Below are 13004 nucleotides of genomic sequence, written 5' to 3'. Positions count from 1 at the left end.
GAGCCTAGAAAGGGGAGATCTCCGTGCTTTCCGAACCAGCGGATCACATCCCCGATATGCCCGCAGGCTGGGCCGACCTGCCGTTCTTCAGCGCGGATCTGCCGGCCATCCGGACCGCGCTGGCGGGCGATCCGCGCCAGATCCTGCCGCCCGCCCCGCAGCGCTTTACGGCGCTGGCCCTGACGCCGCCCGAGGCCACCCGGGTTGTGATCCTCGGACAGGATCCCTATCCCACCCCGGGCCATGCCCATGGGCTTGCGTTTTCCGTGGACCCCGAGGTCAGCCCCCTGCCCCGGTCGCTGCGCAATATCTACAAGGAGCTGCAGGCGGACCTCGGCGCCTGCCCCGATACCGGCGATCTGCGCCCCTGGGCACGGCAGGGCGTTTTACTGCTGAACACCGTGCTGAGTGTCCCCGCAGGCGAGGCGAATGGCCACAAGTCGCTGGGATGGCAGGAGCTAGCGCATCAGGTGCTCGACCATAGCTCACGCCGCCCGACGGCCTATGTTCTGTGGGGAAAACAGGCACAGGCCCTTGCCAAACACATCCGTCCCGGCGATCACCTGATTATAGAGACCGCCCATCCCTCGCCGCTGTCGGCCCGGCGCGGCTTTTTCGGGTCGCGGCCGTTTTCGACCATCAACACCTGGCTGGCCGCGCGCGGCGAGCCCCCCATCACATGGACAGCCCCACGGGCAACAACAAGGAGCCCAAATGATGTCTGACACCATTCTGGACAAGATCAAGGCCTACAAGCTTGAGGAAATTGCCGCCGACAAAGCTGTCAAACCGCTCAGCGATGTCGAGGACGAAGCCCGCGCGGCCGATCCCGTCCGGGGATTCGCGGAACGTCTGATCCAGGCCACCCACGAGGGCTATGGTCTGATCGCGGAAATCAAGAAGGCCAGCCCCTCCAAAGGGCTGATCCGTGAGGATTTCAATCCCGCCGAACTGGCTCGCGCCTATGCCGAGGGCGGCGCCACCTGTCTTTCGGTGCTGACTGACACGCCCAGTTTTCAGGGCGCCAAGGATTTTCTGGTCGAGGCCCGCGCGGCCTGTGATCTGCCGGCCCTGCGCAAGGATTTCATGTATGATCCCTATCAGGTCGCAGAGGCCAGGGCGCTGGGGGCTGACTGCATCCTGATCATCCTCGCGTCGGTGAGCGACGAACAGGCCGCGGAACTGGAGCACTGCGCGACGGAATGGGGCATGGATGTACTGCTGGAAGTCCACGACGAGGCCGAGCTGGAGCGGGCCTGCCATCTGAAATCTCCGCTGATGGGGATCAACAACCGCAACCTGAAGACCTTTGAAACAACTCTGGATACGACGCGGACATTGTCCCGGCTGGTGCCGCCCGACCGCTCCATCGTCTGCGAAAGCGGCCTGTCCACTCCGGCGGATCTGGCGGATATGGCCCGCTACGGTGCGCGCAGTTTTCTGATCGGCGAAAGCCTGATGCGTCAGGAGGATGTCGCCAGAGCTACCCGCGATCTGCTGGCCAATCCACTCGTTCCCGGCGCCATGTAACGGAGAACCCGAAATGTCGCTTACTCATTTTGACCAGAAGGGCGACGCCCATATGGTGGACGTCTCCGACAAACCCGTGACCTCCCGCATCGCGGTGGCCGAGGGTCATATCACCATGGCGCAGGCGACCTTTGCCACCATTTCCGAAGGCCGGGCCAAAAAGGGAGATGTTCTCTCGGTGGCGCGTCTGGCCGGGATCATGGGCGCAAAGAAGACGGCCGAGCTGATCCCCCTGTGCCACCCCCTGCCGATCACCAAGGTCGCGGTAGAGCTGACCCTTGATCCCGACCTGCCCGGCATCCGGGTTGCAGGCACGGTGAAAACCACCGGCCAGACCGGCGTCGAGATGGAGGCGCTGACGGCTGTGGCGACCGCCTGCCTGACCGTCTATGACATGGCAAAGGCCGTAGACAAGGCGATGGAGATCGGCGGCATTCGTGTTGTGCTCAAGGATGGCGGGAAATCAGGACGCTACGAGGCGGCCCCATGATCCCGGTGGCAGAGGCCCGCGCGGCCCTGCTGCACCTGGTCTCCCCGACCGGGATCGAGACCGTTCCCCTGGCCGAGGCCGCCGGGCGCGTGCTTGCACAATCGGTGATCGCCCGGCGCGACCAGCCCCCCTTTGACGCCTCTGCCATGGACGGCTACGCGGTGAATGCGGCCGAGGTTGAACAGCACGCCATGTTCAAGGTCATCGGCGAAGCTGCCGCCGGTCACGGCTATCCGGGCCGGGTTGGCGCCGGTCAGGCGGTGCGCATCTTTACCGGCGCTCCGGTGCCCGAGGGGGCAAGCTACGTTGTCATCCAGGAAGATGTCAGCCGCACCGGCGACCTGATCACGCTTGTCGATGCCCCGGATGGCGCGACGCATATCCGCCCGCTCGGAAGTGATTTTTCTGTCGGCCAAGAGGTCAGCGCGCCGCATCTTCTGCGCGCTGCCGATGTGGCACTCCTGGCGGCGATGAATATCGCAGAGGTGCCCGTCCGCCGCCGTCCGGTGGTCGCGCTGATGTCCACCGGCGACGAACTGGTCATGCCCGGTGACACCCCCGGCCCCGATCAGATCATCGTCTCCAACACCTTCGGTCTCAAGGCCATGCTGGACTCTCACGGTGCTGAGGTCCGGATGCTGCCGATCGCACGCGATACCAAATCCTCTCTCAGGCAAGCCTTTGACTTCGCAGGGGACGCGGATCTGGTGGTCACCATCGGCGGCGCATCGGTCGGAGATCACGATCTGGTGGCCGCGGTCGCGCAGGAACTCGGACTGGAGCGGTCCTTCTACAAGGTCGCCATGCGCCCGGGTAAGCCGCTGATGGCGGGCAGGTTCCGCCATGGCGCGATGGTGGGTCTGCCGGGAAATCCGGTCTCTGCCATGGTCTGCGGCCGCCTCTTTGTCGTCCCGATGGTCCGCGCCCTGCTCGGGCTGCCATCAGACCCCGACGCGATGTCGCGGGCGCCACTGGCCATTGCGCTGCCTGAAAACGGCCCACGCGCCCATTATATGCGCGGCTTTTGGTCGAACGGCGCGCTGCAGCCGTTTGACAGTCAGGACAGCTCGCTGTTGTCGGTTCTGGCGCAGGCAGAGGCCTTGATCCTGCGACCGCCCCACGCGCCTGCAGCAAACCCCGGAGACACCGTTGAATATCTCACGCTCTAGGTGAGCGGCCCGGCGCAAAAGCGCCATGTTGGTGAATTTTGTGTTCTCCTATCGGGCGGCCCTGTTGACACAAAACGGGAACATGACTAGAACAAAGTCACAGGTATCATCCGAAGGGGCCCGTTCAATGCTGACCAAGAAGCAATTGCAATTGCTGGAATTTATTCACAAGCGCCTGCAAAAGGACGGCGTGCCGCCCAGCTTTGATGAAATGAAGATTGCGTTGGATCTGCGTTCGAAATCCGGCATCCACCGGTTGATTACCGCCCTCGAAGAACGCGGTTTCATCCGGCGCCTCGCCCATCGGGCCCGCGCGATTGAAATTATCCGTCTGCCGGAGAGCCTCGGCACGCTGCCCGGCCGCGCGGCTGGCGACAACGGATTTCGGCCGCAGGTGATTGATGGGGGCCGGTCCGACCTGTCAGACGCGCCGGGCACACCGGAGACCGACCCGAAACACACCGCCCCGAAATCGGTCCCGAATACTGGCGTCACAGAGCTGGCCATTGTCGGTCGTATAGCAGCCGGTGTTCCGATCGAAGCCATCAATCAGGCCTCGGCGCATATCGCGGTTCCGAACGCAATGCTGTCCAGCTCCGGACAGCACTATGCGCTTGAGGTGCGAGGCGACTCGATGATTGAGGCCGGCATCAATGACGGTGACGTGGTCGTCGTGCGCGAAAGCGGCGTTGCCGACAATGGCGAAATCGTCGTGGCTCTGGTCGAGGGGCACGAGGCGACGCTGAAATATTATCATCGGAGGGGCAATTCCATCGAACTGCAGGCCGCCAACCCGGCCTACCCGAACCGGGTTTACCCTGAAAGCAAGGTCGAAGTGCAGGGGCGCCTTGTTGGCCTGATCCGCACATATTGATCCGCACTTATTGATCCGGGACTGATTGGCTATGACTGTAGGTCGTAGGAGCTGAATAGCGCAGGGCAAGTTTAATCTCGCGGCGCTGTTTCGGGGCTGGTGAAGGCCAGCTGCCGTCCGGAACAAACCGACCCTTGACATGTATGTACCGGCTGCTGTTCGCAATCGAGAATTTGGCACGATTTTGGAAATCGCTCATATGTATCCGATGGGGTGGACGCCCCTCCGACGGCATCGATGTGCCAGACTGGTGGTGTGATCACCATGTTGAGGAGGAGACGTCCATGGAAGAGATTAGCGTAGTCGGCGTAGATCTGGCAAAAAACTATTCCAAGTTCACGGAGCTACAGCCGATGGCAGGCCCGTATTCAGCAAGAAGGTACGGCGGTCAAAGCTGCTGTCTCTACTGACTGGCATTCCGACTTGCACCGTGGCCATGGAGGCGTGTGCCAGTTCTCATCTTTGGGGGCGCGAGATCGGATAGCTTGGGCATACCGTTAAGATGATCCCACCGATCTACGTGAAGCCTTACGTCAAACGACAGAAGAACGATGCCAATGATGCGGAAGCGATCGCTGAGGCGGCATCTCGTCCCACCATGCGTTTTGTCGCCGTGAAGAGCGCGGAGAAACAGGCATCAGGCTTGGCGCTGCGAACCCGTGACCTGCTCGTAAGGCAGAAGACCCAAACGATTAATGCGCTGCGTGGGCATCTGGCAGAATACGGGCTGGTAGCTCCTTCTGGCACAGTTCATCTCAACCGGTTACAGGCCGCGATCAGTCATCCAGAAACAGAACTGCCAGCCGCCGTCATTAACCATGCCCAAGTGCTTTTGGATCATATCGAGATGCTTGCAGGCAAGATCGACAAATTGGGTGCTGAGCTACGCGCTGGTGCCCGGCAGGATCCAGCAGCAAAGCGCTTGATGACGATCCCAGGTATCGGGCCGATCACGGCCATGGCCCTTACCGCTCTCTCTCCAGACCCAAGCACTTTCAGCAAAGGGCGGGACTTCGCCGCCTGGACCGGGCTCACGCCCAAGCAATTCTCATCGGGCGGCAAAGAACGGATCGGACGCAGGTCGAAGATGGGCCAGCGCGACCTGCGCCGCCTTCTTGTCATCAGTGCGGCATCTGTCGTGCGGTGGGCCATTCGACGGGGTGCGGATCAGAGTGGTTGGCTCGGGCAGATGCTGGCACGTAAACCAAGGATGCTCGTGACCGTCGCACTGGCCAACAAGTTGGCACGCATTGCCTGGGCTCTGATGACGAAGAATGAGAATTACAAGAACCCGGCTTTCGCCTAACCCAGTAGGGTGGCTTTTGCCGGTCATGTGAGAAGGTCGGAGGTGAAGTAAGGACAAACGGTCAATGAGACGGGATCAGGGAAACCAGGCACCAGGCCGTGCGCCTTAGAGCGCGCGTATCCGAGTTGGACCTGATCCGCGCATCTCCATACGGGCCCGTGGCGTGTCAAAGCTACATTCAGAGGCCGAACACACGACAGCACCTGACCACATGTTCATACCTGCCAAAAACTTCTTGCATTCACCGGGGCGTCCACACACGGCCTGTTGATGGACTCGCGGGTCGTGGCCTAGTTGGGGTTACGCACGCGCCGTGATCTCACTACCGGCAAGGTCCATCACGACCGTTAGGGCTGTCAGATTCTGGGGGCGTGATTGTTCCGTTCCATGCTTTCGATCTGTCGCGAACTCCTTTGGGTCACCCCGGCTCAGTTGACGGCGGCGACCTCGTCTCGTGGTGCGTCAAACGCGGTTCTGTGCCTCAGAATGCTCCAGGCCAGGCGTGCCCGCTTGTTGGCCAGTGCGACGGCCAGCTTGTTCCTGTCCAGCCTTTCCGATGCCGGATCAGCCGATCACCAAAGCTGAAGTCCGGCCATCGATTAGCCCGCATCAAGATGACCTTTGCGGCCTGGACGACGAGCATCCTCAGGTATCGGCTGCCGCGTTTGGAAATGCGGCCGAGCCCCGTTCGCCCGCCCGTGCTGCATTGTCTGGGAACCAGGCCGATCCATGCGGCGAAATCCCGTCCTCGCCCGAATGCGTCCCCTGTGCCGATTGCTGCAACCATGGCCGTCGAGATCATCGGCCCGATTCCGGGGATGGCCTCGAAGGAGTTCTTCAGGGCCCGCAAACCCTTGCGCACCGTGATCCCCTGTTCGATCAGGAAGGCACGGATCTGGTTGATTGTCGCGGTCCGGCCTGACACCAGACGCGACCGCGCCCGATGGAGGGCCTGCAGGTCGAGCGGGTCCTGGCTTTTCTCAGGCACGATAAGCAGGTTCGGACGCAGCGCCGCCTCCGCGATGGCCTCGGCGTCATTGTAATCGTCTTTTGCCCCTTGATGAACGGCTGCACGTAGATCGCGGGGATGAGGCGCGGCTCGAACCCCATGCCCCGCAGAGTCCGACTGACCAAATGGGCGCTCAGGCAGGCGTCCATCCCGAGGATGCATCGCGGCAACGTCCTGGATGTCGCGACCAGCGCCAACCGCTTGATCTGTTTGCGCAACACCAATCGTCCATCCCGGTCGGACCCGACGAGGTGGAACATATCCCTGCCGATGTCGATCCCGATGGACATCAGCTGATCGAAGGTTTTCTTCTCCATGCTACTTCTCCTGCTTGCAGACGTAGACACAGCCGAACCTGCTGGGTGAAGCAGCCGGTACATCCCATTGTCGGAGAATTCAGGCCCAGTTCTTGGACCCAGTTCCCGGCCCCTATGCGGATATCAGTCCCGGTTCAGGTCCCCAGTTCAGGTCTCTGTCCCGGTTCGGATCCTATCAAATGCGGCAGAGGGGGCGGCGGCCGTTGGGAGCCTGAGCCGAGCCAGCTCAGCCGGTGCCAGACCATAGTCGGAGCCGGGCCTCGTCGCGACTTTTCACCATCCCCCCATCTGAGGTGAAGGCGACACTGCCGGTCCGGCGCAGCGTCTTCGGCGACAGCACCATGCAGTCGCCTTCGGGCATTTCCGCATCCACCGTCAAAATGATGACCGTCCCGCTCTGGCAGGGTGCCGAGAGTTGCGCGGCCCCCGTCTTTCCAATGGCGTGAACAAAGTGGTGTCCCGCGGCGGTCATTTCCTGAACCTTGCTGTTCGCTGTTCCCTGCCAGCGACTGAATGCTGTTTCCTGATCCCCCCCATCGCCGTCATTCTCCAACCAGACACCCGCGACAAAACTCTTGCCGCTGGGACGAGACACAGCGCGCCCCTCCGGGGTCAGTATCCCGACAATTCCACCATCGGCCGCGATCAGAACGTCCGGGCGCTGCGACCCCGGCCAGAAGGCAAGTGCCACGCAAACCGGTATCAGCCCCAGCGCCCGAAGCCGCCCTTGCCACAACAGCAGGACCAGCCCACCAAGAACAAGCACCGGCAGGATCCACGCCTCCGGAGCCACCACGAAGCCTTTGGCCCCCGGCCAGGATGACACCGTCTCTGCCACCGTCAGGATCCAGTCCAGTCCCAGCGTCATGATCCAAAATCCGATGGCGCTGGCTCCGATCGGGGCCAGGCAAATCGCGAAAACCGCACCGGGCACCACCACCGCCCCCATGACCGGCACCGCGACGAGATTGGCGATCAACCCGTAGTGCGAAACCGTATTGAAGTTCGCCGCGCCAAAGGGCGCCGTGGCCAACCCTGCAACGAGTGAGGACAACACCAGCGCGCCGATCCAGCGCCCGACACTGCCAAGCGCACCGGACTGCCCCGGCGCAAACCACGGCTGCACGGTCTGAAAGGCCGCGACCAGGGCGAGGGTCGCCGCAAAACTCATCTGGAAACCGGCACTTAACAGGGTTTCGGGACGTCGCAGCAGCACAAGACAGGCGGCAAGGGCGACCGCACGTATCGACAGCGCACGGCGATCAAGCACCACCGCGATCAAGACCATCGCAACCATCAGAAAGGCGCGTTCCGTTGCGACATTGGCTCCGGAGAGCAACAGGTAGCCGAAACTCGAACAGAGCGCGATGCAGGCGGAGATTTTCTTGACCGGGTAGCGCAGCGCGACGGCCGGCCAAAGCGCAAGCCCGCGGCGCAAACTGGCGAATACAAGCCCGGCAAACAGGCCCATGTGCAAACCCGAAATCGCAAGCAGATGCGCCAGGTTACTGGCCCTCAAGGCCTCGATCACATGACGCGGCACATGCGCGCGATCACCGGTGACAAGCGCGGCGGCCACGCCTGCCGTGCGCTCCGGCATCCCCTCCCGGACCCAGCGTGATACCCGCATCCGCAGCGTTGCGACCGGAAGCCTGCCCGGCGCTGCGGTTTCCAGAACAGGCACGCGGCTGTAGCCGACCGCGCCCAGCTTCTGGAACCAGGCGTGGCGCCGGAAATCGAATCCGCCTGGTTCTGCCGGTCCTTGAGGCGGCGACAGATGCGCTGTTGTCATCACCCAGGCGCCGGGCGCAGGCGCCGCGCCATCAAACAGTGACAGCCGGACACGATGCGGAGTCCGCTCTGGCGCGACATTATCCAGCCGGACATGCCGCAGGGTAATCCGCATGGCATCCGAAGCAGAGCGGTCCACCTTGACCACCTGCCCCTCGACCGCGCCATAATAGCGGAATTTCAACACCGGCGCGGCCACGAGATTCGCGCGGGCCCCCATGTAGCAAAACCCGATCCCCGTCAGCAGCAGGGCCGTCGCGCAAAGTCCGAGCACATCACCGCGACGCGCCACAAGCCCCAGGAGGCTCGTCAGCATCAGCACCACGGCAAAGACCGAAAAGCCGGGTTCCTGCGGGGGGATGAAGTAAAATGAGATCCCCAGGCCGAAGAAGACCGGAACCCAGGGAAACAGATGTCCCCGCTGGGCTTGCAACAATCCATCGAGGGCGCTCCAGATGCGCACGCTTGCTCCCTGCCTTCTGGCTCGGTACACAGGCGCAAAATATACGCCTCACAAGGTTTCCAAAAGGTAAATGCCCCACATGTCCCAACCGGTCGTCACCCGCTTCGCTCCCTCGCCAACCGGCTTTTTGCACATCGGTGGCGCCCGGACCGCGCTGTTCAACTGGCTCTATGCCCGGGGCCGCGGTGGTAAGTTCCTGCTGCGCATCGAAGATACCGACCGCGCGCGCTCCACCCCCGAAGCAACCGCCGCAATCCTGCAGGGCCTAGCGTGGCTGGGTCTGGATCACGATGGTGAGGTCGTCAGCCAGTTCGAAGGCGCGGCGCGCCACGCGGAAGTCGCCCATCAGCTGCTGTCCGAAGGCAAGGCCTACAAGTGCTTCTCAACTCAGGATGAAATTGCCGCGTTCCGCGATGCGGCCAAGGCAGAGGGGCGCTCCACCCTGTTCCGCTCTCCCTGGCGTGACGCGGCCGACACCGATCACCCGGACGCGCCCTACGTCGTGCGCATCAAGGCGCCGTTGGACGGGGTGACGGTGATCCGCGACCAGGTTCAGGGCGATGTGACCATCCGCAATGACCAGCTCGACGATATGGTCCTGCTGCGCTCCGACGGGACGCCCGTCTATATGCTCGCCGTTGTCGTGGATGATCATGACATGGCCGTGACCCATGTGATCCGGGGCGATGACCACCTGAACAACGCCGCGCGTCAGATGATGATCTATTCGGCGATGGGCTGGGATATTCCGGTCTGGGCGCATATTCCGCTGATCCATGGCGCCGACGGCAAGAAACTGTCGAAACGTCACGGGGCGTTGGGGGCGCAGGAATACCAGGCGATGGGATATCCCGCGGCCGGCATGCGCAACTACCTCGCGCGTCTTGGCTGGTCCCACGGCGATGATGAATTCTTTACGGACGAACAGGCCCGGGAGTGGTTCGATCTGGATGGCATCGGCAAGAGCCCGGCGCGTTTTGATACCAAAAAGCTGGAAAACCTCTGCGGGCAACATATTGCAATTGCAGGGGATGCTGCATTGCGGCAGGAAATTGAAGCCTATCTGACCGCAGCCGGCCTGCCCGCGCTTTCGCCTGCGCAGGCAGACGGGTTGGAGCGGGCCATGCACTGCCTGAAAGATCGCGCAAAGACCTTCCCGGAACTCCTTGAAAAAGCGCATTTTGTGCTTACATCCCGGCCTTTGGAGCGAGATGCCAAGGCGGAAAAGGCGCTTGATCCAGTATCCCAAGGTATACTGGGTGAATTGACGCCGCATCTGCAAAATGCTAGCTGGACCCGAGACGCTCTGGAGACTGCTTTGAATGATTTCGCAGCGGCCAGAGATACGAAATTTGGTAAATTGGCAGGCCCGCTTCGGGCTGTGCTGGCGGGCCGGGCGGTGACCCCTTCGGTCTTTGACATGATGATGATTCTGGGCCGGGATGAAACCCTGGCCCGGCTAGAAGACGTAACTGGCTGATAAATCTCCCACACGATCTCACGTTAAGATCAGGGTAAGCCCGTTCGGATAGGACTTTGCCTGCGCCACTGACCGGCGCGGGCTCCCCGCTGCGCGGAACGGGCCTGCCGCCTTTTCTGCGCCTGTAACAGGAAGGGACATCTATGACCGATACACAGAAAACTGCCCAGCTTTCCCTCAATGGTGAAACCTACGAGCTTCCCATTTTCTCGCCAACCGCCGGGCCCGATGTCCTGGACATCCGCAAGCTATATGCGCAGGCCGGCGTGTTCACCTATGATCCGGGCTTCACCTCCACCGCGAGCTGTGACAGCACCATCACTTATATCGACGGCAACGAAGGTATCCTGCTGCACCGCGGCTACCCGATCGATCAGCTGGCCGGTAAATCCCATTATCTCGAAGTCTGCTATCTGCTGCTTTATGGTGAGCTGCCGACCGCAACTCAACTGGAAGATTTCGAGACACGGGTGACCCGTCACACCATGGTGCATGAACAAATGCACAACTTCTTCCGTGGGTTCCGACGCGATGCGCATCCGATGGCGACCATGGTCGGTGTGGTTGGGGCCATGTCTGCCTTCTATCACGACTCCACCGATATTGCCGATCCCTGGCAGCGCGAAGTGGCGGCGATCCGGCTGATCGCAAAACTGCCGACGATTGCTGCGATGGCCTATAAATACTCCATCGGTCAGCCCTTCGTTTACCCCCGCAACGATCTCGACTATGCGGCGAATTTCCTCAACATGTGTTTTTCGGTCCCGGCCGAAGATTACGTGGTTGATCCGATCCTGGCCCGCGCCATGGACCGGATCTTCACCCTGCATGCGGATCACGAGCAGAACGCCTCCACTTCGACCGTCCGTCTGGCCTCGTCCTCGGGTGCCAACCCGTTTGCCTGTGTCGCAGCCGGTATTGCCTGCCTCTGGGGCCCGGCCCACGGCGGCGCCAACCAGGCCTGCCTTGAAATGCTCAAGGAAATCGGCTCGGTTGACCGCATTCCCGAGTACCTCGAGCGGGCCAAGGACAAGAACGATCCCTTCCGTCTGATGGGCTTTGGCCACCGGGTCTATAAAAACACCGACCCACGGGCCAAAGTGTTGAAACAATCCGCCGACGAAGTGCTGGAATTGCTGGGCGTCGAAGACAACCCGCTGCTGCAGGTCGCCAAGGAGCTGGAACAGACCGCGCTCAATGATCCCTATTTCATTGAGAAGAAACTGTTCCCGAATGTGGATTTCTATTCCGGCATCATTCTGGAGGCCATGGGCTTCCCGACCTCGATGTTCACACCGATCTTTGCGCTGTCGCGCACGGTGGGCTGGGTGTCGCAGTGGAAAGAAATGATCGGCGATCCGCAAAACAAGATCGGCCGTCCGCGTCAGCTCTATCTGGGTGAAACCACCCGGGACTACGTGGATATCGAAAACCGCTGATCATTGCCTCAAGGCCGCTACAGACCTCCATCAGCTCTGTAGCAGCCCTGAAGTAGACGAGAATCAACGCGCTATCTGATGAACGCCCTGCCGACTTTCGGTGGGGCGTTTTCTTGTCGGCCGCAGGTGCCAACAGAAGCCGAATTTGGACCGGGCGCCCTCTGCCGGGGGACTGGAATGACACCACCGGGATGAACTCGGCAAGGGTCGAGGCAAAACGGCCAGCGGAGCGCACCGCTGGCCGTTTCCTGTCTTGTGTCAATGGCTCAGCGGCCTTCGAAATCAGGCTTTCGCTTTTCCATAAAGGCTGTGACACCTTCCATGAAGTCACGACTGCGGCCCAATTCCCCCTGCAGATGCGCCTCCAGCGACAGCTGATCGGGGAGGCTGTTGATGGTCGATTGCCGCAACGCCTGCTTGATGGCTCCGAAGGCTTTGGACGGGCCTGTGGCGAGGTAGCCAGCACGGGCCTTCCAATGGGCTTCGAAGTCCGCGTCACCGACGCATTCCCAGATCATCCCCCAATCGCTGGCCTGCCGGGCAGTGATCTTGTCGGCGAACAATGCCGCCCCCATCGCCTTGGCCAACCCCATCTGGCGCGGCAGGAACCAGGTTCCCCCGGCGTCCGGCATCAGTCCGATCCGCGCAAAAGCCTGCAGGAAATAGGCGCTTTCGGTTGCGATCACCACATCCGCCGCCAACGCGAGATTGGCCCCCGCCCCGGCAGCGGGACCGTTGATGGCTGAAATCGTCGGCACCGGGCATTCAAAGATTGCTTCCAGCATCGGCGTGTATTCATCCCGCAGGGTCCGCTCCAGATCAATCTGGTTCCCCCCCGACGAGGCGTCCTTCAGATCCTGACCGGTGCAAAACGCATTGCCTGCTCCGGTCAGAACCACGGCGCGGGCCTCCGTTGCGGCCGCCTTCATGGCGTGGGTGATCTCCGCCCGCATCTGGCTTGTCAGCGCATTCATGCTCTGTGGGCGGTTCAAGGTGACGGTCGCAAGCCCGTTGTCGAGCGAATACTGAATGTCGCTATAGTCCATGCGTAAAATATCCCTGTTGCGGTATGCGCATGTTGACCTAAGCATCCGGGCCCGAAAAGACAAACGCCGCGTCAGGATATGTTTGGTTGT

The 13004-nt window shown here is 61.7% G+C and carries 9 protein-coding genes and 2 pseudogenes; 8 read left to right on the top strand and 3 right to left on the bottom strand.

Features of this window, described 5'->3' with window-relative positions:
• Positions 1 to 56 precede the first annotated feature (56 nt).
• The 6 genes and pseudogenes from FGE21_RS05025 to FGE21_RS05000 all read left to right on the top strand — a co-directional run bounded on the left by FGE21_RS05025 (position 57) and on the right by FGE21_RS05000 (position 5369).
• Positions 57 to 725 (top strand): uracil-DNA glycosylase, encoded by a 669-nt coding sequence (locus FGE21_RS05025; RefSeq protein ID WP_139662295.1) that lies wholly within the window; start codon positions 57 to 59, stop codon positions 723 to 725.
• Complete coding sequence (gene trpC / locus FGE21_RS05020) at positions 718 to 1530, top strand: indole-3-glycerol phosphate synthase TrpC (RefSeq protein ID WP_139662294.1); 813 nt, start codon at positions 718 to 720, stop codon at positions 1528 to 1530. The genes FGE21_RS05025 and trpC overlap by 8 nt, the downstream gene beginning before the upstream one ends.
• Positions 1531 to 1543: 13 nt before the next feature.
• Positions 1544 to 2020, top strand: a complete 477-nt coding sequence (gene moaC, locus FGE21_RS05015) for a cyclic pyranopterin monophosphate synthase MoaC (RefSeq protein ID WP_139662198.1) — start codon at positions 1544 to 1546, stop codon at positions 2018 to 2020.
• Positions 2017 to 3189, top strand: coding sequence for a gephyrin-like molybdotransferase Glp (gene glp, locus FGE21_RS05010; protein ID WP_139662197.1), 1173 nt, complete (start codon positions 2017 to 2019; stop codon positions 3187 to 3189). The genes moaC and glp overlap by 4 nt, the downstream gene beginning before the upstream one ends.
• A gap of 127 nt (positions 3190 to 3316) precedes the next feature.
• Entirely contained in the window at positions 3317 to 4063 is a 747-nt protein-coding gene (gene lexA / locus FGE21_RS05005; RefSeq protein ID WP_139662196.1) for a transcriptional repressor LexA, read from the top strand.
• A gap of 284 nt (positions 4064 to 4347) precedes the next feature.
• Positions 4348 to 5369: pseudogene (locus FGE21_RS05000) on the top strand (IS110 family transposase).
• A 428-nt stretch (positions 5370 to 5797) separates the two neighbouring features.
• Here FGE21_RS05000 and FGE21_RS04995 read toward each other — a convergent pair.
• Both FGE21_RS04995 and FGE21_RS04990 read right to left on the bottom strand, forming a co-directional pair.
• Positions 5798 to 6695, bottom strand: a pseudogene (locus tag FGE21_RS04995) (IS110 family transposase).
• 226 nt (positions 6696 to 6921) lie between these two features.
• A complete protein-coding gene (locus FGE21_RS04990) occupies positions 6922 to 8949 on the bottom strand; it encodes a ComEC/Rec2 family competence protein (RefSeq protein ID WP_139662195.1) in 2028 nt (675 codons plus the stop codon).
• 79 nt (positions 8950 to 9028) lie between these two features.
• Between FGE21_RS04990 and gltX the strand changes: the two genes are divergently transcribed.
• Together gltX and gltA are read left to right on the top strand one after the other, a co-directional pair.
• Positions 9029 to 10429: a glutamate--tRNA ligase gene (gene gltX / locus FGE21_RS04985; RefSeq protein ID WP_139662194.1), complete on the top strand. Its 1401-nt coding sequence runs from the start codon at positions 9029 to 9031 to the stop codon at positions 10427 to 10429.
• Positions 10430 to 10572: 143 nt separating this feature from the next.
• Positions 10573 to 11868 (top strand): citrate synthase, encoded by a 1296-nt coding sequence (gltA, locus tag FGE21_RS04980; protein WP_139662193.1) that lies wholly within the window; start codon positions 10573 to 10575, stop codon positions 11866 to 11868.
• Positions 11869 to 12134: 266 nt separating this feature from the next.
• Here the strand turns inward: gltA and FGE21_RS04975 are convergent, their stop codons facing one another.
• Positions 12135 to 12914, bottom strand: a complete 780-nt coding sequence (locus tag FGE21_RS04975; protein WP_139662192.1) for an enoyl-CoA hydratase-related protein — start codon at positions 12912 to 12914, stop codon at positions 12135 to 12137.
• Positions 12915 to 13004: the final 90 nt, after the last annotated feature.

The sequence above is a fragment of the Phaeobacter sp. B1627 genome (assembly GCF_006265095.1).
Taxonomy (GTDB): domain Bacteria; phylum Pseudomonadota; class Alphaproteobacteria; order Rhodobacterales; family Rhodobacteraceae; genus Epibacterium.
The sequence above is the reverse complement of the archived record's forward strand: the minus strand, read 5'-3'. Positions and strand labels throughout refer to the sequence as shown.